Consider the following 21,962-nt stretch of genomic DNA (forward strand, 5'->3'; position numbering starts at 1 on the left):
CGATATATTTGTAATTGACAAATAATTAACACACTTTATTGTGCAATTAAATTTGAGGCAGACAAGATGTCGCCGTCATGTTGGATTAACCGGACAAACCGTTAAAGTGGGGGTGACCCTATCTGACTGGTGCTGGCCTTAAAAACGATAAGAGAGAGTTATGGCATTTTTTCAGGAAGACGTATTAGAAGTAAAACACTGGAATGATACGTTGTTCAGCTTTAAAACGACGCGTTCGGATGCGTTGCGTTTTCACAATGGTCATTTTGTCATGATCGGTCTGGAAGTTGAAGGTAAGCCTTTGATGCGCGCCTACAGTATTGCCAGCCCCAACTATGACGAACAGCTCGAATTTTTGAGCATTAAAGTCCCGAACGGTCCGCTGACATCGCGCTTGCAGCACCTTAAGGTTGGCGACAAGCTGCTGGTCAGCAAAAAGCCGGTCGGCACGTTGGTCGTGGACGATTTGACGCCTGCGAAAAACCTCTTTCTCTTTGCGACAGGTACTGGCCTTGCGCCATTCATGAGCATCATCCGTGATTTTGAAACATACGAGCGTTTCGACAAAGTGATCCTGTGCCATGGTGTGCGTTATGTCAGTGAATTGGCCTATCATGATTACATCAAAAACGAATTGCCGAACCACGAATATCTCGGCGAGTTGATTTCGGAGAAACTGGTCTATTATCCAACGGTCACGCGGGAGCCGTTTGAAAATCAGGGCCGCATCACGCATCTGATCGAAAATGGCAAGCTGTGTCAGGATCTAGGTCTGCCGCAACTGAACCCGGAAACTGATCGCGCCATGATTTGTGGGAGCCAAGTGATGAACGAAGATACGTGTAAAATCCTTGATGATCTGGGCTTTAAAGCATCTGACCACACCGGCCATGCAGCGGATTATGTGATCGAACGCGCGTTCGTTGAACGCTAACCTGATCCGACGAATACCCCAGCCGTAAGGTTGGTTTTGTAAGGCTTTTCAACACCCTGACTGATCCGGTCAGGGTGTTTTTGTTTGGCGTTTTTAGAAAAGTAGGATATATAATCCACAAACCTTACACCTACTGGAATGTGTCTTTATGGGTCACAAGCTGAAACAGTTTATGAAAGCGGGGCGCGCCGATATATCGGCTGTGCTGTTGATCGCGTTTCTGTTTCAATTGCTGACGCCCATTGTTGTTCTTGCTAGCGAACGATCGCTTAATAGCGAGTTTGAAGATGCCTTGCGCGCCAGTATTTGCCGCGTGCTTGTGGACACATCCGAGACCGATTCCAACCAGCCAAGCCATACAGACGGTTTTGTCTGTGATTGGTGTGTGCTGTGTCATGTAGATGTAAAAACGGATTACGACCTCCTTCCCGAAGTCGTTAAACGTCATCCTCTTGCCGGACTCCCCCAGTCCATAGAAGGAATGGACCGAGGCCATTTTATCAGCTCAATCGCTGCACGGCCCTCTGCTCCCCGCGCGCCCCCATACGCTTAAGCTTTTCCCCCTCAAGGGTGGGAGAACCTTAGTAATTGCCACCTCTTTAAGGCGCTTTCATCTTTGAGATTGCACAAAAGAAAGAGGGGTGCAGCGTCTGCGTGCGTTCCTCTTTCTTTGTGCTTTTTAGCCAAAGTTTTCCATTCTTTCGAGTTTATATCATGAAACGTAACCAGCTGTTATGGGGCGCGGCCCTGTGCGCGCTCTTGCCTTATGCCTCCGCCTCTGCAAACGATACCGTTGTCCTGCCTGAAGTGGTCAGCGAAGGCCGCTTTGAAACGCCGGAACGCCTCGTTCTGGATTTTGAAGAAGATATTCATCTGCCGGTCAAAGATGGCGGTGACCTGCTGCGCTCGCTGCCGGGTGTGAGTGGCAGTCGTATGGGCAGCCATGGGATCGACCCTTTCATTCGCGGGCAAAAGCAAAGTCAGATCAACATTATCGATGATGGCGTGATCGTTCAGGGCGGCTGTCCCAACCGTATGGACCCGCCGTCCTCTTTCCTGTCCTTGGAAGGGAATGACGAGCTGATCGTGGAGAAAGGTTATAGCTCGGTGGAGCATGGCGCAGGCGGGTGTGGCGGTACGGTCATGACCCGGCGTAATGCCCCGGTCTTTGAAGAAGGCCGCACGACCAAAGTCTCCACAGGGGGAGGCTACGACAGCAATGGTGATGCCCGTAACGCGTATGTCAAAGGTGCCGTTGGCTTTGAAAATGGCGGCTACGTGCGCGCCAATATCGAGATGAAGAAGGCGCGCTCCTATGAAGATGGCAACGGCCAAGACGTGCGCGCCGGATTTAAAAACCATGGCGGGCGCGTTGATGTGGGCTTTAACCCAACCGATACCACCAGCCTAAGCGTCGGTGCACAGATCGACAGTACCAGCGATGCGCTGTTTGCCGGTGCGGGTATGGATGCACCAAAATCTGATTTGTTTGCCCTACGCGGTAAACTGGATCAACAGATCGATTTAGGGGCGTTTAACATGTTCAAGGCCTCAGCCTACATCAGTCAGGTTGAGCACATTATGGATAACTTCAGTTTGCGTGACCGTGTCGGTACGGGGATGTTGACCGAATCGGAAACACAAAACGTTGGCGCAAAAGCCACGCTGGAAAATGACGGGCTGCTGCTGGGGGCGGACATGCGCTTTAGCAGCAAGGATGCGCTGCGTTATATGGGGGCGCAAAACAATATCTACGCCTCCGGCAACGAACATGCCTACATGTGGCCCGGCATGAAGACCAGTCAGATTGGCCTGTTTGGAGAGAAGGACTATAGCCTGAGCCCATCGTCCAAGGTCAAGGTGGGCTTGCGTTATGATTACATCCATGCCCATGCAGGCAAAGCGGATCTGGTCTCATCCCGAACCAACCGGTCTGCAAGCGATATGTATCAGCTCTATTATGGCACCCGCTGGGACGATCAGGATGAACATAATATCGGCGGCTTGATCCGTTTTGATCATCAGGTCAATAAAAACTGGGCTCTCAATGCTAACCTGTCACGCGTCGTGCGCACAGCGGATGAAACAGAACGTGCCATGGCGGGCGATCATGCGACGGAGAGTATGCGTTGGATCGGTAATCCAAATATTGACCCTGAACAGCACCATCAGTTTGAGGTCGGCAGTACCCTGAATATGGAGCGTTGGAACCTGTCCGGTTCGGCCTATTACAACAAAGTATCGGACTACATCCTGCGCGACCGTGCGCGTGGACAAGATGGGGTCTTGCGCACGGACGAAGCCAATATCTATCGTAACGTGGATGCGACCCTGATGGGGATGGAACTGGCAGCCGGGTTTGATCTGACAGAACGATTGTCCTTAGCGATGAATGCAGCCTATACCTATGGGGAAAATGACAATGACAATCGTCCCCTGGCGCAAATTGCACCAATGGAATTTGGTACGTCTGTTGAATATAACGCCACTGACTGGATGGCAGGTTTGCAGGTCCGTGGGGCAGCGCGTCAAACCCGTGCGGATATCGAAGCTAACAACAACAGCGGCCTAGATGTGGGGGAAACCGGCGGCTATGCGGTCTTTGACCTGTACGGCAAGGTCTGGGCGTTTGAACCGGTGGATATCGCCATTGGCGTGACCAACCTGTTTGACAAAACCTACGCCAATCACCTGAACCGCGCCAGCAGCTTTGATGCGGATGTCACACAGGTGAATGAGCCGGGCCGTTCCTTCTTCGTGCGGATCAATGCTGATTTCTGATCCAGAAGAGGGTGAACTTGGGTGGAGGGGGATATCTGCGGATCTCCCCCTGTCCCAACGCCTCGGCTATGGTTTCGGTGCTGTCGTGCTGCATGGGGTGATCGGTGCCGCTTGTCTGATCGGGCTAAAAGGCCAAGGGCTGGAGATGCGCGAAGCGGTTGCGGCTGATGAAATCGCCATTTACGTGGAAACCGTCGTGCCGCCAGCGGTCGTGGAACAAGCCGTCGCGCCTCCAGCCCCCGTGCCTGAAATTGAGGAAGAGGTTGCGCAGCCTGAAGAGACGAGCGATGTCGAAGAACCGCCCTTACCTGTTAAAGACGATGCGGATATGGTTTTACCCCGGGCCCGCATAAAAATGCTCGCCCCTGAGGCAAAGCCCACGCCACCGCAAAAAACGCTTGCTCCGCAAAAAACGCTTGCTCCGCAGCCGATACAGACTGCCTCTGTTCAAGGGCGCAAGGCCTCTTTACACGCACATCAGCAGGCAAAAGCGGAGTCGCCGCGGGGCTGGGTCAAACCAAGTTATCCGGCATATTTGCGCAATCCACCCCCCACTTATCCCAAATCCGCGCGCAAACGCAGGCTGGAAGGCGTCGTTCATTTGCGCGTTTGGGTGAGTGCTGAAGGTGGGGTGCAGGATATAAAAATTGCAACCAGCTGCGGCCATCGGCAATTGGATGAAGCGGCGGTCAAGGCGGTGCGCACCTGGCGCTTTCTCCCTGCCAAAAGAAATGGTGTTGTCCATGCGGGAGAGGTCATCGTCCCAGTCCGCTTCCGCCTTAAATGACAAGCGCGACACAGGATGCTTGCCCTGATAAAAAAACTGGTCCATTGTCTCGCGCATTATGCAGATAAATACTTCCTCGCGTGCCCGCGTTACGGCTGTCCTCGGTCCCACCAATACAGGTAAAACCTATCTTGCGCTTGAACGTATGATGGCCCATGCCACTGGCATGATCGGCTTTCCGTTACGATTGCTTGCGCGGGAAAACTATGACCGGGTGGTCCAGATCAAGGGGCCGGATCAGGTCGCGCTGATTACGGGGGAAGAAAAGATCATCCCGCCGCACGCGCGTTATTTTCTCTGCACCGTGGAATCGATGCCGCTGGAACGCAATGTGGAATTTTTGGCGATTGATGAAATCCAGCTCTGTGCCGACCCGGACCGCGGGCATATTTTCACCGATCGATTATTAAATGCACGCGGTCGTTCAGAAACCATGTTTATGGGCTCGCGTACCATTGCCCGCTTGATCCGTGAGTTATTGACGGACGAGGTCGAGTTTGAGGAACGCCCGCGCTTTTCCAACCTCAGCTATATAGGCTCCAAAAAGATCACCCGCTTGCCCAATCGATCCGCCATCGTCGCCTTTTCGGCTTCAGAAGTTTATGCGATTGCGGAACTGATCCGGCGACAAAAGGGCGGGGCGGCTGTGGTGTTAGGCGCGCTTAGCCCGCGTACCCGCAACGCGCAGGTGGAACTCTATCAGGCTGGCGAGGTGGATTATATTGTCGCGACAGATGCCATCGGGATGGGGTTGAACATGGATGTGGACCATGTTGCCTTTGCGGCGCTGACAAAATTTGATGGTCGCCATATGCGCGGCCTCACCCCCTCAGAAACTGCGCAAATTGCAGGCCGTGCCGGACGCTACATGCGTGATGGTACCTTTGGCGTGACAGGCGATTGCCCGGATATGGACCCGGAATTGGTGGACCGTCTGGAAGCCCATGAGTTTGAAAGTATCGAGCAGGTCTACTGGCGAAACTCCCGCATCCGGTTTACCAGTGTGGAAACCCTGCTGATGGATTTGCGCGCCAACCCGCAGACCCGCAGCCTTGTGCGCCCGCGCATCCCGGAAGATGAGATCACCTTGGAGTTTCTGGCGAAAAACCCGGATGTGATGGGGCACGCGAACCATGCGAAACGGGTCAAGCTGTTGTGGGATGTGTGCCAAATCCCCGATTTTGCCAAGACCATGTCCGATAGCCATCCGCGCTTGCTGGGCCAGATTTACACCCACCTGTGCACCCACAAAAATATACTGCCGACCGATTGGGTGGCAGGTCATGTACAGCGACTGGATCGCACGGACGGGGATATTGATACCCTGACCCAGCGTTTGTCAAATATCCGCACCTGGACTTATATTTCCCAACGCGGGCAATGGTTGCATGATCCCCGCCATTGGCAGGACGTCACCCGCGGCATTGAAGATAAAATATCCGATGCGCTACACGAACAATTGACCAAACGCTTTGTGGATCGCCGTACCTCCACCTTGATGAAGAAGCTGAAAGACCGTGAAGACTTGCTGGCAGCGGTGACGAAATCCGGTGATGTGTTGGTGGAAGGGCATTTTGTTGGACGCTTGGAAGGGTTCCATTTCGCAGCAGACGAAACCGATAACCCCCATGCCAAACGGGCGGTGAATACAGCGGCCCTGAAAGCGCTGCGTCAAGAAATGGATCGCCGCATTGTCTTGTTTGAGGAAGAAGGCGATGACGCGTTTAGTCTGCGCGATGACGGCTTTATCCTATGGCGTAGTCATCCCTGTGCGCGCCTGTTTAGCGGCAATGATATCCTGCATCCCCGTCTGGAAACCTTGAGCTTCGATTTGATTGATGAGCCCTTGCGCGTGCGGGTAAAGGCGCGCTTGCAGCGCTGGCTGGATGATACCATTAAAGGCACGTTGGCTGCGTTGTTTAAACTGCAAAAAGCCGATGTGGGGGCAGCCGCGCGCGGGATCGCCTTTCAAATGCAGGAAAATCTGGGATCATTGGCGCGCAAAGAGGTGGCGGGCCTGTTGGCAGACTTGCCCCAGAAAGATCGTAAGGCTTTGCGAAAATGCGGTCTGGTTATCGGGCGCCACAGCCTGTTTTGTCCGAAGCTGTTGAAAGCAGGGGCGGTGAAATTGCGCGCGGATTTGTGGGTGATCTTCCATAAGCCGGAGATAACGCCCGCTTTCCCCAGCAGTGGCGTGATGTCTTTTTCCTATGAACGTGGCATGCCTCACAGTTTTTATGAAACAATCGGCTATCGTCGCTTTGACAGTCTGTGCTTGCGTCATGACATGATTGAACGGATCGCAGAACTCGCGTGGGAGCGCACGAAAAAGAAAGCCTGTCCAATCGATGGTGATTTTGTGTCTCTTGCCGGATGCAGTCATGAGCAGATGGGCGAGGTCTTGAAACGACTGGGCTATTTTGTGGAAAAGAAAGAGCAAGGCCTTTTCGTTTCGCGTAAAAAAGCCCATATGAAAAAGAAGGCAAAACCTGCCCCAAAACGCAAAGTGCAGCTTGATGCAGACTCGCCCTTTGCAGAGCTGAAGAATTGGAACAAATGACAGAGACGTTACGCATTGATAAATGGTTGTGGCACGCCCGTTTCTTTAAAAGTCGCACCTTGGCCGCCAAATTTGTGCAATCGGGTAAATTGCGCCTCAACGGGTCTGCGATTTCAAAAGCCCATGTGAATGTAAAGCCCGACGATGTGCTCACTTTTCCGTTGGGGCCGCATATTCGCTTGATCAAAGTCCTCGCGATGGGGGAACGTCGTGGCCCGGCCCCGGAAGCGCGCACGCTTTACGAAGACCTCGACCCGCCACAGCTCAAGCCGAGGACACCGAAAGATCCGGTTGTTGCGGAACGTGAACCGGGCTCAGGTCGTCCCACCAAGCGTGAACGCCGCCAGATGGATCAATGGCTGGATGATGCGGGATAATTAGCGGTGAGGGCTGTGGTCGTCGTCTTCATCTGGGGCGCTTTTCTTGCGCCAGAAGAGGGCGGCGACAATGACCAAAATCCAGATGCTGATCCCGAAGAGACCCAGACGTGCGTCGGGGTCTTTTTCGATGACGAACATAGAAAAAGCAATACCGAGCAAGAAAAGAATAAGCGCAAAGACAAATAAGTCTGCTTTAAATTCAGGCCGTTTCTTCATGGCTTCGGTATATCTTTAATTGCGTTGAAAAACCACGGAAAAATTATTGGCGGGCATCTCGACCAATTGCGTGAGCGTCAGCCCGTTCCCAGCCGCGAGGGCTTCGACTTCTTCTAGATCGCGTACACCAAAGCGGGGATCTTTTTCTTTTAAAAAGGCATCAAAACTCTCATTGGATGGGGCGGTGTGGGCTCCGAACCGGCGATAGGGACCGTAAAGGTATAGAAAGCCGCCTTGGTTTAGCAGGTCGCCGGCTTTTTGCATCAGGCCAAGGGTGGCTTCCCACGGGCTGATATGGATCATATTGATACACAGGATCACATCTTGTTTCGCCATGTCCCAATCTGCCTGCGTGGTATCCAGTCGTCGGGGCGGGCGAACATTGCTTAACCCCAGATGATCAGCCCAGGCCTGAATACTGTCTAGGCAGTCAGCTTCAAGGTCGCTCGGTTGAAAGGTAACGCCCGTTAGATTCTGCGCAAAGTGGGTGAGATGCTCCCCACTGCCGCTGGCAATTTCCAGACAGGTGCCCGTCTTTGGAAAAAAACTTTGCAACACTTCTAGGATGGCATGTCGATTGCGTTCGGTTGCGGGGTAGTATAAGCGCTTGTCCATTAGATATAATCCTTATTTTTTAAGAGGATAGGACGATTTTTCATTCTACGCAAGTTTTGTATTATTTCTAAGATGCATTAGCAGTAAAAATTTGTGAATAACCACAAGATTGATATGGTTGCTGTACTTATAAGTTTGTGCTACCTCAAACCCACATGGGAAAACGGTCTGGTTTTTCCAATCCAGTAAATGAGTAAACGATTCGCCTTTTATGGTGACCGATTCGGCCATTCAAGCGAAGGTAGTCGAGAAAACGGAGATTCTGATGACTTACGTAGTCGTGGAAAACTGTATTAAGTGTAAATACACCGATTGTGTCGAGGTTTGCCCGGTCGATTGTTTCTATGAAGGTGAAAACTTCCTGGTTATTAACCCGGATGAATGTATTGATTGCGGCGTCTGTGAGCCGGAATGTCCTGCTGAGGCGATCCTGCCGGATACCGAAGATGGTATCGAGAAGTGGTTGGAAATTAACCAGAAATATTCTGAAGTCTGGCCGAACATTACGGGTAAGAAAGAGCCGATGGACGGCGCTGACGACCAGAACGGTAAAGCCGGTAAAGAAGCCGACCTGAGCGAAAAGCCGGGCGCTGGCGACTAAGCTTTCGAGATCTGATTACAGACATGGAACCTGCTTTCCTGATAAGGGGAAGCAGGTTTCTGTCATGTTTTTGTAACTTAGGTCTGTTTTTTTGGGCCAAGTTATGTTATATAATTGGGTAAGAGCCGGTTCCATTCGGGGCCGGTTTTGATCGTTCAGAGTAGATTATACCTGTCAAACTTATGATACTCTTGAGGGATCAACTAACCGTAGATAAACGCTCATTGTTATATTTCAGCCCTTCTGCTTACCCGGCAGACGGTTTTTTTGTCGCCGAAATTTGCCCATGCGCGTTTATATAAAGAAGAGTGAGAGAGAAAAAATGGCTCAAAACCTTCCGTTCGATTCAGGTGATTTCGTTGTCTATCCGACTCATGGCGTTGGCCGCGTTGTAGGTGTCGAGACGCAGGAAATCGGTGGTCATGAGTTGCAATTGTTTGTGATTACATTCGAACATGAGCGTATGACGCTGCGTGTCCCCGTTGGGAAAATCAAAGCGGCTGGCCTGCGTAAGCTGAGCACAGGGAAAGTGATGGAATCTGCCATGACGACCCTGAAAGGCAAAGCAAAAGTAAAACGCACCATGTGGAGCCGCCGCGCACAGGAATATGAAGCAAAGATCAACTCCGGTGATCCGGTTCAGATTGCTGAGGTTGTCCGCGATTTGTATCGCAATGTCGGTCAACCGGACCAGTCTTTCTCTGAGCGCCAAATCTATGAAGCGGCGCTGGAACGTCTGGCCCATGAAGTTGCAGCTGTTGAGAATATCGACAAAGAAGCCGCAACTGAAAAACTGGAAGACGTGCTTCAGAAAGAAAAAGCGGCTTAAGCTTTTCTTGCAAGACGTATTTGTAAAAGGCAGGATGGATCAAAAGGTTCTCCTGCCTTTTATTTTGTCGGCCTTTTATTTTGTTCCCCCCACAGAGGAAACGCGCGGATGTCGAAAGACACTAAATTTGCAGAATTTGAAGATAAAAAACGAATCTGGGCGGTTGCCAGTATTCATGGTGAACTTGATCACTTGCGCGCGTTGCATGGGGAACTCGCCAATCACTTTATCCCCGGCGATGGTCTGATCTATCTCGGCAATATCATGGGGCGTGGTCCCAACGTTGGGGGCTGTATCAACGAGGTTTTGAGTTTTCGCCGTCTGGTCATTTTGCAGGATGGGGCAGACATCAATGATGTGGTGTTCCTGCGTGGCTGTCAGGAAGAAATGCTCTATAAACTGCGCCACATCCCGTTTGCGAAAGAACCAGTCGAGGTTTTGGAATGGATGGCAAGCCATGGGGTAGAAAGCACCTTGCGCGCCTATGGCACATCCTGTGAAGAAGGGATCCGCGCTGCCAGTCAAGGCCTGAGCGGTATTTCGTCATGGATGAACCGCCTGAAAGCCGAGATGCATAAACAGGATGGGCATGAACAATATATGGATGCCCTGAAACGTGCAGCCTACACCACAGATAAAAAACTGTTGTTCGTCAACGCCAATGTGGTTTTAGATATGCCACTGGATGCCCAAAGCGATGCCTTTTGGTGGGGCACGCAGGAATTTCGCGATCTTGATCATCCTTATGGTGGTTTTGATCGTACCGTACGGGGCTATGATCACCGCCAACAAGGGGTGCATATGGCCGATCATCAACTCTGTCTGGATGGCGGTTGCGGCTTTGGTGGCAAACTGGTTGCGGCCTGCTTTGAAGCCGACGGCACGCTCTCACACCGGATTGAAGTATAGGCTTAATGGACGCTGAGGGCGTGCATGTCGTACTGTAAGGCCGTGGCAAAGGCGATGTCACGGGTGTCTAGGTGGCCTAGATGTTCCCCAACGCCGCTGTAGATGGAAAAACCCGGTGCGCCTTCTACGGTTTCTGCGACGACGTAGGCAAGGCGTTCGTGGTTGAAGGCTTTAAACGCTTCTTCGCGTGTGTAGGAAATCAGCGCGTGCTCTTCTGTAAAGATGTAGTTGGTCATGATGGCCTCCATTCTTATCAGCCTTTGTCCTGTCCTGACGTTCTGTCAGGACATTTTGTTTGCGGACACAGGAATAATTATACCCTAAAATTGAATGATAGGGATAAATATTCACTCACAATTACGTGATAAGATGTTTTAAAACGATTTATTCGGCTTTGAGATCAATGGTTTTGGTATTTGCCGGGACGTTGACTTTTTCCATATCCTCAATGGGAATCGTACGCACTTGGGTTTCCGGGATCGGCAGTTCCAAGTCTACGTGCAGCAGGCCTTTTTCAAGGCGGGCAGCTTTCACCTCAACCCCTTCAGCGAGCACAAAGCTGCGTTGGAATTGGCGGGCCGCAATCCCGCGATGGATGAAAATCCGGTCGCTATCGTCTTGTTTGTTGCGTCCACGCACCATCAACTGGTTATCTTCGATGGTGACCGACAGGTCTTCCATGGAGAAACCGGCAACGGCAAGGGTGATGCGCAGGCTGTTGGAGGATGTTTGTTCGATATTATACGGGGGATAGCCTTCCGCACTGGATTTGGCAACGCGATCCAGCACTTGTTCGAAGTGGTCAAACCCCAGAAGTAACGGACTGTTAAAGACGGACAGTCGAGGCATAGGTGTCTCCTTTAGATAAAGCGAGATATATATCAATCCTGCGGCCCTGTCTCAGGCACCGCAAGCTCTCCTAATGTCGTCAGTTCCGGGCAAAGAGTCAAGTCTGTGTCACACCGATTTCTTTACCGATGGCTTCCAGTTCCGGCGAAACCCGTTCCATATGGTCGTATTTGCCGAATTGTCCACAGATCAGGCGCAGGCGCTCCAGTGGGCGCGGTGGTTCTGTCAGGTCATACAGCGGTGGACACAGGGGTTCAAACGCGCGGTTTTGAAATTCTAGAGACAGGGAGATACGGGGTTCTGCCGCGTATTTGGAGCTGCGCCCCGACCAGTGCCACAAATCCTGTCGCCAGCCCAGCACAGATCCGGCTTTGGCGGGCAGGCAGCGCACGTCTTGCAGGTGAATTTGGCTGGGGTCGGTGATTTTCTCCGCATAGTCTTTCTGGCGTGACAGAGGCAGAATATTCATGCAGCCATTTTCCGGTGTGGCGTCACTGAGGGGGATCCACAAAGACAGGCTGACGAGGAAATCATCAAAGAACGCACATTCCCCCGGATAATCCACGTGCGGGGGCCAACCGGACGTGCCGCCCTTTGGGTCCGTGTCAATGTGCCATGCCCAAAAATGCGGGAGCAAGCCAAAGTCATCGCCCAAAAAGTGCGATAAAAAGCCATCAAGTTGATGAAACAAATCCCATGTTTCGTCATAGACATAGATAAAGGCGGCGGGCCAGCCGTGGGCAACCAGCGTTTCAATGCCTGTCCGTAGAGCCTTGATCTGTTCAGGGGCAAAGACGGGGGCTTGATGCAGATACCCATCATGATGCAGTGTGTCTGAGATTTGATCCAGTCGCTCTTGTAGGTCGAGCGGGGCTGTGAAAGCAGGTGTCTCTGAAACATGCAGGTGCGGGTTAAGCCCTTTCCAATAAGAAAGGTCAAGCAGGCGTTCGGATGTGAGGCTCATGATTACATCGGGCGTTTTTCAGGATCATAGGGGACGGGGGACAGGCCAAGGCTGCGTAGTTCGCGCACCACGGCTTGTTCACATTTGCGCACCCAGTCGTTGGCGATTTTCTGTTTTTCCAAACGGTCTTCGATGGCTTTGACTTCGGCCTCAAAACGATCCATGTTCTTTTTCACATGGTCGCGTTTTTCTTTGCCCCGCAAGCCCAGCTCATTGGCGGCCTGGTCGGCGCGTTGGAAATAGTCGCCTTTTTGCGCGCGGCTGGTGTCCAGTACCGATTGGCTCATTTCCAGATTTTTTTCGCCCGCGGCTTTCAGGGTGCCGAGGTCATATTCCTGTTCGCGCCAGAATTTTTTGGGCGACAGGGCGGCAAAGGTTTTGTCAAACGGGTCTTGTGGTTTGCAGTTTACGTCAATATTGGCATTCCAGCCCGCAGGCGCGGGTTCCTCACAGGCCGTTAAAGCCAAGAGTAAGCCGAGCGAGAGGAGAGACATTTTCTTCATGACGAACCTATGTGCCAAAACGCGAGAGAAGTCAGTTTACAGGATTGAAGGAGACGGCGGTACGGATATCTTTAAAGATATTTCGCCACTTTCTCCTGCACTATTTCCGCAACCATTCTGCGTGACTTGCCTTCGATATCAATCACGATGTCAGCAGCTTTTTCGTAAAACGGCAGGCGACGGCGCATGACGTCTTCGGCAGATTTTGTTTCTGACAGGCTGGGGCGTTTCGCATCACCTTTGACCTTGGCGGCTAAGCGCGCGATATCGCCTTTTAACCACACAATGCGACCGGATTGGCGCAGCAGGTTGATTTTACGTTCCGAATAAATTTCCTGACCGTTTTCATCCACATCGACCACAATACCGCCGCCGCAATCGATGATGTTGCCGTCAAGGGCGCAAATTTTTTGCAGGGTCGCATATTCCATATCGCGAAAGGCGCGCCAATCGCCCTTATGTTCTGCGATAATCTCGGCAATGGATTTGCCACCATTGTCATATTCGATCAATAAATCACAGGACAGCACATCCCGTTTCATCGCTAAAGAAAGACGGCGTGAAACTTTCGATTTCCCCGCGCCGCGCATGCCGATCAATGCAATATTCATCCTGCCAAACCCTTGTAGAACTCCCGTTGCCACAGGCTTACGAGATTATGAAATAGAGGACAAGTTAATTTTTTACCGGATTTCCGAGGACTTCTGCGACAGACGCGCGCGACAACTGGCCCTGTAAGTCCCCGTCTTTGGTGACGACGGGCAGGGGGAAGTCGGTTTCGATGGTGTCGGGGATGACGGTTTCAAGGACGCTGTCGGGCGACAGGGCGCTGACATCTTCATAGATATCGGCGTTTAGTGCGCCTTCCGGCTTGTCTTTGGCGGCATCTTCCAGCGTTTCCTTAAGCAAGACACCTTGATAGCCGTTTTTATTGACCGCATAGCCAAAGGCCCCATTACAGCGCTTCATTTGCGCCAAAGCTTCGCCTATGGTTTCCGCGGAAATACGGCAAGAAGCGGGCTTCATCACCGTTTCCACGGTCAAGGCGCGTGCGCGATTGACGTCTTTAACGAAGGCTTCCACATAGGGCGTTGCGGGGTTCAGCAAAATCTCGGCGGGGGTGCCTTGCTGGACCAATTCTCCATCTTTTAAGATCGCGATCCGGTCGCCCAAGCGCAGGGCTTCATCCAGATCGTGGGTGATGAAGATGATGGTCTTGTGAAGTTTTTCTTGCAGTTCGATCAACTGGTCCTGCATTTCAGACCGGATGAGGGGATCAAGGGCGGAAAAGGCTTCGTCCATCAACAGAATTTCGGCATCGGTGCACAGGGCGCGGGCAAGGCCGACCCGTTGTTGTTGCCCGCCGGAAAGTTGGCTGGGATACTGGTCCTCATATCCCGACAGTCCCACGGTTGCGAGCCAGTCTTTGGCTTTTTGCTGGCGGGTGGCTTTATCGACTTTTTGCACCCGTAGGCCATAGGCGACATTTTCAAGGACGCTGCGATGAGGCATCAGCCCGAAACGTTGAAACACCATGGACATTTTGTGGCGGCGAAACTGTTCCAGCTGTTTTTGCGGCAGGTCCATAATGTCCACGCCTTCCACCTGAATGGAGCCTTCCGTCGGATCGATCAGACGGTTGAAATGGCGGATCAAGGTGGACTTGCCAGACCCGGACAGGCCCATAATGACAAAGACTTCCCCGCGCTCAATGGTCAGGTTGATATCTTTCAGGCCAAGGGTATGGCCCGTTTCTGCCAGCAGGTCGTCTTTGGTTTTGCCTGCATGGACTTGGGGCATGACGGCCTTTGGGGTGTTGCCAAAGACTTTATACAGGCCGGAAATTTCAATGACCGGATCAGACATGGCTGTTGTCCCCTAGATGTTTTTGTGTGCGTTTGGCATAGGCTTGGGAGACCCGATCAAAGATGATGGCAAGCACCACAATCGCCAGACCATTGAGCAACCCCATGGTGAAATACTGGTTGGTGATGGATTTTAAGACCGGTTGTCCCAACCCCTTCACCCCGATCATGGAGGCAATGACCACCATCGCCAGTGACATCATGATGGTTTGGTTGATCCCTGCCATGATGGTGGGGAGGGCTAGGGGCAATTGCACTTGATAGAGCCGCTGAAAAGCACTGGCCCCGTAAGCGGTCGCGGCCTCCATAACCTCCTTATCTACCAGTCGAATGCCGAGGTTGGTTAGGCGAATAACCGGCGGGATGGCGTAGATGACAACCGCAATGACGCCGGGGATTTTGCCGATGCCCAGCAACATCACAACGGGGATCAGGTACACAAAAGCGGGCATGGTCTGCATGATATCTAATATCGGCGTCATGATCGCCTGTACCCGGTCTGATCGTGCCATGGCAATGCCAATGGGGATGCCGACCCCGATGGAGACGAGGGTACAAACCAGAATAATGCTCATGGTCCGCATGGTGTTGTCCCACATGCCGAAATAGCCGATCAACAGAAAGGCGATAACGGTTGCGCCGGACATGAGGGCCGATCTTGTGGCGAGATATACTAAAGCGGTGATGACCAGCAAGACCGCCCACCACGGGCTGGCAAGCAGCAGTTTTTCAAACCAGATGAGGAAGGACAGCAGGGGATCGAAAAAGCCTTCGATCATATCGCCATATTCGCGGGAGAAGTTGCGATAGGCCCCGTCCAGTGTTTTGCGGATCGCAACCAGATCGCTGCGATCCATGGCGGGGAAGTCCGTCAGCCAAGAGTGTTCAGCCATGCTGTCCTTACCTTGTTTGCGTTTTGGTTTTTGTTAAAGGTCGTTGAGGGCTTTTTTAACTTTCTCGGCAACATCTTTGGAAACCCAAGTCGTCCAAGTGGACTCATAGTTTTTCAAGAAATGTTCCATGGCAATATCACCGTCAGCTTGTTCGACTTCAATCCAGGCTAACAGCGTATTGAGTTGATCGTTTTTATAGCCGCGGGTGCTGAGGTAGGCGTACGCCGCTGGCGCTTTTTGGGCGAAGGCTTCGGTGGTGAGGGTCTTTACAGGCGATGGCGGGAACATGGACGGGCGCGGGTTTTCACATTCCGGCTGGGTCAGGCAGGTGTCGAAGTGGTCTTTATCAATCCCGCTGCCGAAATCGACTTTCACCATTTTATATTTCCCTAAAACAGGGGTGGGTGCCCAATAGTACCCAAACCATGGCTCGCCACGCTCGTAAGCTTTGGCAATCGATCCGGCAAGACCCGCACCGGAGCCGGGGTCAACTTCAACGAAGCCTGCTTCAGCAAGGTTAAGGGCTTTAAAAAGGTGAGTGTTGGCAAGCTGGCAGCCCCAACCGGCCGGGCAAGACACAAAGGCCGATTTTTCAGGATCTTCCGGGTGGGTGAAGAGGTTGGCGTTTGCTTTTACACCGTCAAGGGTGGCAAGGCTCGGGTCTTTTTTCACCATATAGGCAGGTACCCAATAGCCTTCTTCGCCGCCATCGCTAAAGACGTCCCCCGCGATACGCAGGCGCTTTTCTTCCACGCCTTTGGTAAGGGCAGCTTTAAAGTTGCTGATCCAGAATTCTGGCGCAATGTCCGGCTCGCCCTTTTCCACCATGGAGGTGCCGGTGGGCATGGTGTCACCGCTGATGAGTTCGGCCTCACAGCCAAAACCGTGGGTAAGGATGAATTTATCGACATTGGCGATCAGGCTAGCTGAAGCCCAGTTCATGTCTGCGATGGTGACTTTGCCGCAATCGGCGGCTTGTGCCTGTGCACTGACGCCCATAAAGGCGGCGGTTGCGAGCCCGAGTAATCGTTTCATCCTAATCTCTCCCTTGATGGCTTTGCTGAAGGCGTTTATTTGAATTGGGCATAAAAAAACAGACTTACAATCTGTAAGTCTGTTGGAACTTAGCCTAATCACCTGCGGCACAGAGGTCAAGATAAAGGAGATCAAGAAAAGGTGATGGCTTTGTGATTAAACTTGTGGGGCTTTGTTGAGCGCACTGAGGTCTGTGTTGATATCGAAGATACGTCCGCGCACCCCTGTGATGCCCATAGCATTGAGCCGCGCGGTGTGCATATCCAGATAGGCTTGGGCTGAGGCTTCATCTTGAAAGAGGTAGATGCCGCCAGCTTCCTGTGCGTCCTGATTTTCTGTCCAGATTTTCCAAAGAAAGCCCGGTTCGTCGTTGATGGATTGGGCGAGGCCTTGCAATTGGGCTGTCATCTCTTCCCCAAAGGGGCCGGAGAAGGGGAAGTCGACTTGAAGAAGTTTTGGCATAAGTGTGTTCCTTAATATAAAAAGTCCCACCCATCACGCGCGAAAATCGCCGTTGCACCGTAGTAGGAAATACAGCGATAGTGTGTGATGAGATTAATTTGTAAACCTTGTGGCTCGCATTATTTTTCTTCAAGTCTTGTTTAATCAATGAGCTTTGAGCTAAATGAATCACAATAGCCGGATGACGCTAGAAAATTAATAGGTCCAGAGCTTAAATAAGTAATTTTATTTAACAGTTAGGGGACAAAGATGGACAAGACACAATGTGCGCAAGATCATCGAAGCGATAAGCAGTGAGGAATTCAAAGTGTTCATAAAAATACAACAAAAGAACCAGCTAGAGCGGATGAAGTTATAATTATTGATTCAAAGGTTGTCCAGGCAACTTTCATCTTGCCAAAAATCTAGAGTGTGGTAGAAAACCGTCTGTAAGCTTCTTAGCGGGACTTGCTCAAAAGCACCGACCTACAAGAAACCTACAAACTTTTATTTCGTGCTGATTTATTATTTAAAATCAAGCGCTTAAAGCGGGCGTAGTTCAATGGTAGAACGGCAGCTTCCCAAGCTGCATACGAGGGTTCGATTCCCTTCGCCCGCTCCAAACTCCCATACATCAATGATACCAACGGTTACAGGACGACGGCAGGCACTATAGCCGGTCCCCAAACCATACCCCAATCACCGCTTTGATCACAATTTGATCACAGTGAGGATAATTTTTTACGTGGCAACTATCCGTAAATTAAGGGGAAAATGGCAGGTCCAAATCCGTCGAAAAGGTCGAAAATCCATATCAAGAACATTCTCGACCAAAGGTGCTGCTACGGCATGCGCACGGAAGATTGAATATGAAATGGACATTGCCCAGAACCCGGACGACGTTTCATCGTTAATGTTGATCACGCTGGCTGAACTGATTACCCGATACCGTGATACGGTCACACCTACCAAGAAGCGTGTCCGCCAAGAAACGTCGCGTATGAATTATATCCTGAAACAGCCGATATCACAGTTGACGTTAGATCGTTTGACCACAGGTGTATTTGCACGGTATCGTGATGATCGTCTACAGGTGGTTTAGTAAACGATATTTACCACAACCATTAAATCCCACATATTTTTCGTCTTAAGGATGTATTGAGAGGCGGAAGAAAATATATGTGTGCGGATTGGCAAAAGAATGTTTTCAGCAACGGTAGTAATTGGGTCAGGGGTGACTTTCACCTGCACACGAACGCTGACAAAGAATTCATATATCACGGTGAAGGAAATGAATTTGCTAGCTTATATGTTGATGGATTGAAAACAGCGGGAATTCGCGTTGGAGCAATCACTAATCACAATAAGTTTGATGTAAACGAATTCAAAGCTCTGAGAAAAAAGGCTAGAAAAGAAGGTATATTTCTTATGCCGGGTGTTGAATTGTCGGTTAAAGACGGTGCAAACGGCATCCATACTCTTGTAATTTTCTCCGATGAGTGGATTGCGAACGGGAACGATAATATCAATTCTTTTTTAAGCACCACATTTGCAGGTAAAAGACCAGATCAATACGAGCAAGAAAATGCACGCTCCAATGACGATTTGATGGAAACAATCAAAAAATTAGAAAGTCACAATAAAGACTTTTTCTTGATCTTTGCCCATGTTGAAGATCGGAGTGGCCTATGGGCTGAAATGGGTGGTGGACGAATGATAGAATTGGGTGCTGACCCAGTAGTGAATAGATATTGTTTAGGCTTTCAGAAGGTTAGGACAATCGATAAGCCAAACACAAAATGTAGAAAAACTGTTCAAGAATGGTGGGGTGTTTCTTATCCGGCTGAGGTAGAGGGCAGTGACCCAAAAGCAATTGAACAAATCGGAAAGGGAAACGTATCTTACACTAAAATTGGTGCCCCAAATTTTGAAGCTGTCAAATTTGCACTGCAAGATCATGCCAACCGTGCGTCCTCCACTTTGGAAAACGCTAGTCATTCAAGAATTACTGCAATTAGGTTTGAAGGCGGGTTACTTGATAAACAGCGGATAGAATTTTCGCATGGCCTAAACTGCCTGATTGGGATCAGAGGTAGCGGAAAGTCTTCCATTCTTGAGGTGATCCGATATGCTTTGGATATTGCGTTTGGTATGCAACCACAAGATAAAAATTACAAGGAAAACCTTGTAGACCACCTTCTTCAGAGCGGTGGCAGGGTTGTGGTCGAGGTCATTGACCGTCATGGTCAAGAATATGAAATTAGACGTATCTTGAAGGAAGCACCTGACGTGTATCAGAATGGTGCTATATTGTCAGGCATCTCAATCAATGAAACTGTCCTGAAATCTCCATTGTATTTTGGGCAAAAAGATTTGTCGGCAAGTGGGGAAACCTTTGGACAAGATTTAGTGGAAAAACTTGCTGGTGATAAATTACTTGATGTCCGTGAGAAGATGTCGGTTGCAAGCAGAAAGCTTATGTCTGAACTTCAACAGTTAGATCAACTGAGTCAAGAAGCTGAAAAGGTCTCTGAATTCGAATCAAAACTGAAAGATATTGACCACCAACTTAAAATATTTGACGAACACGGTGTTGCTGAGAAGCTCAAGCAACAGACTGATTTTGAAAATGACATCCGTCACTGTGACATCATCAACCAAGATGTATATAAATTTCAGGATAAGCTAAAGGTATTTATCAAAGAGTTTGTTACCGAATTCAAAGATGAAGCTGAATATAAATCAGACGTAAACTCTGGTTTCTTTAAGAAATATAATGCCGCATTTGCTGAAGTAATGAAAGTTGTCAGCCAACTATCCGAGAACGCGGCACAGTTATCGACAAAATATGAAGTTCTAAAGGCATTAAAGTCTGAACTAACCGCTGAACGACAAACAAAGAAAGATGAATTCGCTGAAGCAAAACGCAATATTCAAGCGGCCTTGGAGAAAGCGGGAGCTACAACGGTTGAACCGGAACAATTTTTGGCTTTAAACAGTCAGAAAGAACAAACGTTGCTGAAGTTGTCTGAGGCTACCAAACAGGCAAGTAGTGAAAAGGATAAACAGAATGACGTCCTCACGTCACTCAGTGAATTGAACAATTTGTGGCTTGAAGAATTCCGAGAAATCCAATGTAGCCTGCAACAAATCAACGATAGCCAAGAAGCGTTGAAGGTGGAAGCCGATTTTAAAGGAAGCAAAAATACGATGCTTGAAAAGCTGAAAAAGGTTTTCACTGGTAGTGGCATTCGGGTAGCCGCGTATGAAAACATTGTAAGTGAATATGCTGATTTTGGGGCTGTGTATAAAGATTTGGATAAGGTTTGTGGAATTATTGGAGGGGCATCCAGTGATAAATTCCGCACCTATTTTTTAGAGAATTTGGAAGACCTGTTGACGTTCCAAGTGCCGAACAGCTTTGTCGTGAATTTCCATGGAAAGCCGCTTTCGGAACATTCTCTTGGACAACGTGCTTCAGCAATGATCCTGTTTTTATTGAGCAAGCGTGAGAATGACATTTTATTGATTGACCAGCCAGAAGATGACTTGGATAACCAAACCATTTACGAAGACGTTGTGAAATTAATCCGCCAATTGAAGCCAGAACAACAATTTATTTTCGCAACTCATAATGCGAATTTCCCAGTTCTCGGCGATGCGGAACAGATCGTTGCATGTCAATATGAAAATGATGAACTATCTTTAGAAATTGGCAGTATTGATGCGAAGCACATGCAAGATAAAATTGTCAGTATAATGGAAGGCGGTTTTGAAGCCTTTGATAAACGGAAGTCAATCTATCAATTATGGAATGGACCAAATATTAGATCAGATCGGAACTAATTCAGTTTAATATTCTCCGCTTTCATATGTGTATATCGTGCCAGCATACGAAAATCACGATGGCCTGATACCAATGCGACTTCTGGCACCGACAACCCCTTTTCAAAAAGGCGGCTGATACCTTCGTGGCGAAGGTCATGAAAACGTAGATTGTCAATCTTTGCAGTATTAACGACTTTTAGCCAAGCATGAGTAATAGCACCTACCCCATACGGGAATGGCTTTTTCAATCGTTGCTCACGCTGTTCTAACAATATTTCCACAGCACGGGCTGATAACGGCACATCACGAGAATATCCATTCTTGGTATCTGGGAGATGAACAATTCGGTCCTGCCAGCGTATCCGGGACCATTCGATGGACATGATCTCACCCCGACGCATAGCAGTCTCAATAGCAAACTCAATGACTGTCCAGATAAACGGAGATAGACCGTTTATTGCCGTCTCACGCAGTTTCTCAAACTCACCATCACGTAATCGACTATCACGTCCGGGTGGTATCTTGGGCTTTCTAATGTGATCTATAGGGATATCTCGTAACGGTATGTCCCAATCGAGCTTGGCCGTGCGTAGAACCACGCTGAATGCATTCAATTCATGCCGAACCTTCTGTGGCCCAACCACCTGTAGACGATCATCACGATATGGTTATCGTCGCATCCATGTGCTTTTGAAGCGAGAAGGCTGGCAGATCAATCCGAAAAGGGTGTATCGATTTTACAAGGAAGAAGGCCTTGTTTTGAGAAATAAATCTCCCAAACGGAAGATTTCAGCGAAACTGCGGGATGATCGATCGCCACCGCAAAAGCCGAACGATGTCTGGGCAATGGATTTTGTGTCGGATCAAATATTTGATGGTCGCCGTTTACGTATTCTAACGATTGTCGATGCCTATACACGCTTTTGTCCGGCCATTGATGTGCGCATCCGCTATCGCGGTATTGATGTGGTT

The 21,962-nt window shown here is 50.0% G+C and carries 24 protein-coding genes, 1 tRNA gene and 1 pseudogene; 14 read left to right on the forward strand and 12 right to left on the reverse strand.

Annotated elements, in window-relative coordinates:
• The first annotated feature begins 160 nt into the window (after positions 1 to 160).
• From Q397_RS0104190 to Q397_RS0104215, 6 genes are all read left to right on the forward strand, one after another.
• Positions 161 to 934 (forward strand): ferredoxin--NADP reductase, encoded by a 774-nt coding sequence (locus tag Q397_RS0104190; protein ID WP_028878342.1) that lies wholly within the window; start codon positions 161 to 163, stop codon positions 932 to 934.
• A 148-nt stretch (positions 935 to 1,082) separates the two neighbouring features.
• Positions 1,083 to 1,487, forward strand: coding sequence for a P-loop NTPase family protein (locus tag Q397_RS24935; protein WP_156950627.1), 405 nt, complete (start codon positions 1,083 to 1,085; stop codon positions 1,485 to 1,487).
• 161 nt (positions 1,488 to 1,648) lie between these two features.
• Positions 1,649 to 3,715 (forward strand): TonB-dependent receptor domain-containing protein, encoded by a 2,067-nt coding sequence (locus Q397_RS21030; protein ID WP_051609696.1) that lies wholly within the window; start codon positions 1,649 to 1,651, stop codon positions 3,713 to 3,715.
• Positions 3,702 to 4,502 carry an energy transducer TonB gene (locus Q397_RS23855; RefSeq protein WP_028878344.1) on the forward strand — a complete coding sequence of 267 codons (801 nt, stop codon included), beginning with the start codon at positions 3,702 to 3,704 and terminating at the stop codon, positions 4,500 to 4,502. The genes Q397_RS21030 and Q397_RS23855 overlap by 14 nt, the downstream gene beginning before the upstream one ends.
• Positions 4,503 to 4,560: 58 nt before the next feature.
• On the forward strand, positions 4,561 to 7,062 hold the full coding sequence (locus Q397_RS21040) for a helicase-related protein (protein ID WP_038012829.1): 2,502 nt from the start codon (positions 4,561 to 4,563) through the stop codon (positions 7,060 to 7,062).
• The gene (locus tag Q397_RS0104215; RefSeq protein WP_038012830.1) at positions 7,059 to 7,439 is read left to right on the forward strand and encodes an RNA-binding S4 domain-containing protein; all 381 of its coding nucleotides are present in this window, start codon (positions 7,059 to 7,061) and stop codon (positions 7,437 to 7,439) included. Before Q397_RS21040 ends, Q397_RS0104215 begins: the two co-directional genes overlap by 4 nt.
• On the opposite strand, the gene Q397_RS0104220 is transcribed toward Q397_RS0104215, so the two are convergent.
• Complete coding sequence (locus Q397_RS0104220; protein ID WP_028878346.1) at positions 7,440 to 7,658, reverse strand: hypothetical protein; 219 nt, start codon at positions 7,656 to 7,658, stop codon at positions 7,440 to 7,442.
• Positions 7,659 to 7,673: 15 nt separating this feature from the next.
• On the reverse strand, positions 7,674 to 8,273 hold the full coding sequence (locus tag Q397_RS0104225; protein WP_028878347.1) for a DUF938 domain-containing protein: 600 nt from the start codon (positions 8,271 to 8,273) through the stop codon (positions 7,674 to 7,676).
• A 265-nt stretch (positions 8,274 to 8,538) separates the two neighbouring features.
• Between Q397_RS0104225 and fdxA the strand changes: the two genes are divergently transcribed.
• From fdxA to Q397_RS0104240, 3 genes are all read left to right on the forward strand, one after another.
• Positions 8,539 to 8,874, forward strand: coding sequence for a ferredoxin FdxA (fdxA, locus tag Q397_RS0104230; protein ID WP_028878348.1), 336 nt, complete (start codon positions 8,539 to 8,541; stop codon positions 8,872 to 8,874).
• Between the two features lie 322 nt (positions 8,875 to 9,196).
• The gene (locus Q397_RS0104235; RefSeq protein WP_028878349.1) at positions 9,197 to 9,703 is read left to right on the forward strand and encodes a CarD family transcriptional regulator; all 507 of its coding nucleotides are present in this window, start codon (positions 9,197 to 9,199) and stop codon (positions 9,701 to 9,703) included.
• A 108-nt stretch (positions 9,704 to 9,811) separates the two neighbouring features.
• Complete coding sequence (locus Q397_RS0104240) at positions 9,812 to 10,612, forward strand: hypothetical protein (protein WP_028878350.1); 801 nt, start codon at positions 9,812 to 9,814, stop codon at positions 10,610 to 10,612.
• Between the two features lie 2 nt (positions 10,613 to 10,614).
• Here the strand turns inward: Q397_RS0104240 and Q397_RS21045 are convergent, their stop codons facing one another.
• The 9 genes from Q397_RS21045 to Q397_RS0104285 all read right to left on the reverse strand — a co-directional run bounded on the left by Q397_RS21045 (position 10,615) and on the right by Q397_RS0104285 (position 17,183).
• Positions 10,615 to 10,848, reverse strand: a complete 234-nt coding sequence (locus tag Q397_RS21045) for a hypothetical protein (RefSeq protein ID WP_156950628.1) — start codon at positions 10,846 to 10,848, stop codon at positions 10,615 to 10,617.
• A gap of 148 nt (positions 10,849 to 10,996) precedes the next feature.
• Positions 10,997 to 11,461 carry an Hsp20 family protein gene (locus tag Q397_RS0104250; RefSeq protein WP_028878351.1) on the reverse strand — a complete coding sequence of 155 codons (465 nt, stop codon included), beginning with the start codon at positions 11,459 to 11,461 and terminating at the stop codon, positions 10,997 to 10,999.
• Positions 11,462 to 11,558: 97 nt separating this feature from the next.
• The gene (locus Q397_RS21050; RefSeq protein ID WP_051609697.1) at positions 11,559 to 12,425 is read right to left on the reverse strand and encodes a phytanoyl-CoA dioxygenase family protein; all 867 of its coding nucleotides are present in this window, start codon (positions 12,423 to 12,425) and stop codon (positions 11,559 to 11,561) included.
• Positions 12,426 to 12,427: 2 nt separating this feature from the next.
• Entirely contained in the window at positions 12,428 to 12,928 is a 501-nt protein-coding gene (locus Q397_RS0104260; protein WP_028878352.1) for a hypothetical protein, read from the reverse strand.
• Positions 12,929 to 12,999: 71 nt separating this feature from the next.
• On the reverse strand, positions 13,000 to 13,539 hold the full coding sequence (locus tag Q397_RS0104265; protein WP_028878353.1) for a shikimate kinase: 540 nt from the start codon (positions 13,537 to 13,539) through the stop codon (positions 13,000 to 13,002).
• Positions 13,540 to 13,603: 64 nt separating this feature from the next.
• Positions 13,604 to 14,794 carry a quaternary amine ABC transporter ATP-binding protein gene (locus Q397_RS0104270; RefSeq protein WP_028878354.1) on the reverse strand — a complete coding sequence of 397 codons (1,191 nt, stop codon included), beginning with the start codon at positions 14,792 to 14,794 and terminating at the stop codon, positions 13,604 to 13,606.
• Positions 14,787 to 15,686 carry an ABC transporter permease gene (locus tag Q397_RS0104275; RefSeq protein WP_028878355.1) on the reverse strand — a complete coding sequence of 300 codons (900 nt, stop codon included), beginning with the start codon at positions 15,684 to 15,686 and terminating at the stop codon, positions 14,787 to 14,789. The genes Q397_RS0104270 and Q397_RS0104275 overlap by 8 nt, the downstream gene beginning before the upstream one ends.
• 33 nt (positions 15,687 to 15,719) lie before the next feature.
• Positions 15,720 to 16,721: an ABC transporter substrate-binding protein gene (locus tag Q397_RS0104280; protein ID WP_028878356.1), complete on the reverse strand. Its 1,002-nt coding sequence runs from the start codon at positions 16,719 to 16,721 to the stop codon at positions 15,720 to 15,722.
• A 156-nt stretch (positions 16,722 to 16,877) separates the two neighbouring features.
• Positions 16,878 to 17,183, reverse strand: a complete 306-nt coding sequence (locus tag Q397_RS0104285; protein WP_028878357.1) for a monooxygenase — start codon at positions 17,181 to 17,183, stop codon at positions 16,878 to 16,880.
• Between the two features lie 527 nt (positions 17,184 to 17,710).
• On the opposite strand from Q397_RS0104285, the gene Q397_RS0104295 reads away from it, so the two are divergent.
• The 3 genes from Q397_RS0104295 (at position 17,711) to Q397_RS0104305 (ending at position 21,008) form a co-directional block, all read left to right on the forward strand.
• Positions 17,711 to 17,784: transfer RNA gene (locus tag Q397_RS0104295), tRNA-Gly, on the forward strand.
• Between the two features lie 252 nt (positions 17,785 to 18,036).
• Positions 18,037 to 18,264: a hypothetical protein gene (locus Q397_RS23860; protein ID WP_028878358.1), complete on the forward strand. Its 228-nt coding sequence runs from the start codon at positions 18,037 to 18,039 to the stop codon at positions 18,262 to 18,264.
• Positions 18,265 to 18,341: 77 nt separating this feature from the next.
• Positions 18,342 to 21,008 carry a TrlF family AAA-like ATPase gene (locus Q397_RS0104305; protein ID WP_028878359.1) on the forward strand — a complete coding sequence of 889 codons (2,667 nt, stop codon included), beginning with the start codon at positions 18,342 to 18,344 and terminating at the stop codon, positions 21,006 to 21,008.
• Here the strand turns inward: Q397_RS0104305 and Q397_RS25480 are convergent.
• The gene (locus tag Q397_RS25480; RefSeq protein ID WP_338056270.1) at positions 21,005 to 21,634 is read right to left on the reverse strand and encodes a site-specific integrase; all 630 of its coding nucleotides are present in this window, start codon (positions 21,632 to 21,634) and stop codon (positions 21,005 to 21,007) included. The two genes, Q397_RS0104305 and Q397_RS25480, sit on opposite strands and share 4 nt — an antisense overlap.
• Between Q397_RS25480 and Q397_RS25555 the strand changes: the two are divergent.
• Positions 21,555 to 21,746: pseudogene (locus Q397_RS25555) on the forward strand (IS3 family transposase); the annotation flags it as partial. The gene Q397_RS25480 and the pseudogene Q397_RS25555 overlap by 80 nt on opposite strands.
• 3 nt (positions 21,747 to 21,749) lie before the next feature.
• The coding region (locus Q397_RS24945) for a DDE-type integrase/transposase/recombinase (protein ID WP_420864617.1) at positions 21,750 to 21,962 on the forward strand (213 nt) is incomplete at its 3' end.

Origin of the sequence: Terasakiella pusilla DSM 6293 (assembly GCF_000688235.1) — a bacterium.
GTDB classification, from domain to species: Bacteria; Pseudomonadota; Alphaproteobacteria; order Rhodospirillales; family Terasakiellaceae; genus Terasakiella; species Terasakiella pusilla.

Coding starts and splice junctions, on each gene's coding strand:
- Q397_RS0104190 (WP_028878342.1), top strand. CDS start 161: ATGGCATTTTTTCAGGAAGACGTATTAGAAGTAAAACACTGGAATGAT.
- Q397_RS24935 (WP_156950627.1), top strand. CDS start 1,083: ATGGGTCACAAGCTGAAACAGTTTATGAAAGCGGGGCGCGCCGATATA.
- Q397_RS21030 (WP_051609696.1), top strand. CDS start 1,649: ATGAAACGTAACCAGCTGTTATGGGGCGCGGCCCTGTGCGCGCTCTTG.
- Q397_RS23855 (WP_028878344.1), top strand. CDS start 3,702: ATGCTGATTTCTGATCCAGAAGAGGGTGAACTTGGGTGGAGGGGGATA.
- Q397_RS21040 (WP_038012829.1), top strand. CDS start 4,561: ATGCAGATAAATACTTCCTCGCGTGCCCGCGTTACGGCTGTCCTCGGT.
- Q397_RS0104215 (WP_038012830.1), top strand. CDS start 7,059: ATGACAGAGACGTTACGCATTGATAAATGGTTGTGGCACGCCCGTTTC.
- Q397_RS0104220 (WP_028878346.1), bottom strand. CDS start 7,658: ATGAAGAAACGGCCTGAATTTAAAGCAGACTTATTTGTCTTTGCGCTT.
- Q397_RS0104225 (WP_028878347.1), bottom strand. CDS start 8,273: ATGGACAAGCGCTTATACTACCCCGCAACCGAACGCAATCGACATGCC.
- fdxA (WP_028878348.1), top strand. CDS start 8,539: ATGACTTACGTAGTCGTGGAAAACTGTATTAAGTGTAAATACACCGAT.
- Q397_RS0104235 (WP_028878349.1), top strand. CDS start 9,197: ATGGCTCAAAACCTTCCGTTCGATTCAGGTGATTTCGTTGTCTATCCG.
- Q397_RS0104240 (WP_028878350.1), top strand. CDS start 9,812: ATGTCGAAAGACACTAAATTTGCAGAATTTGAAGATAAAAAACGAATC.
- Q397_RS21045 (WP_156950628.1), bottom strand. CDS start 10,848: ATGACCAACTACATCTTTACAGAAGAGCACGCGCTGATTTCCTACACA.
- Q397_RS0104250 (WP_028878351.1), bottom strand. CDS start 11,461: ATGCCTCGACTGTCCGTCTTTAACAGTCCGTTACTTCTGGGGTTTGAC.
- Q397_RS21050 (WP_051609697.1), bottom strand. CDS start 12,425: ATGAGCCTCACATCCGAACGCCTGCTTGACCTTTCTTATTGGAAAGGG.
- Q397_RS0104260 (WP_028878352.1), bottom strand. CDS start 12,928: ATGAAGAAAATGTCTCTCCTCTCGCTCGGCTTACTCTTGGCTTTAACG.
- Q397_RS0104265 (WP_028878353.1), bottom strand. CDS start 13,539: ATGAATATTGCATTGATCGGCATGCGCGGCGCGGGGAAATCGAAAGTT.
- Q397_RS0104270 (WP_028878354.1), bottom strand. CDS start 14,794: ATGTCTGATCCGGTCATTGAAATTTCCGGCCTGTATAAAGTCTTTGGC.
- Q397_RS0104275 (WP_028878355.1), bottom strand. CDS start 15,686: ATGGCTGAACACTCTTGGCTGACGGACTTCCCCGCCATGGATCGCAGC.
- Q397_RS0104280 (WP_028878356.1), bottom strand. CDS start 16,721: ATGAAACGATTACTCGGGCTCGCAACCGCCGCCTTTATGGGCGTCAGT.
- Q397_RS0104285 (WP_028878357.1), bottom strand. CDS start 17,183: ATGCCAAAACTTCTTCAAGTCGACTTCCCCTTCTCCGGCCCCTTTGGG.
- Q397_RS23860 (WP_028878358.1), top strand. CDS start 18,037: ATGGACATTGCCCAGAACCCGGACGACGTTTCATCGTTAATGTTGATC.
- Q397_RS0104305 (WP_028878359.1), top strand. CDS start 18,342: ATGTGTGCGGATTGGCAAAAGAATGTTTTCAGCAACGGTAGTAATTGG.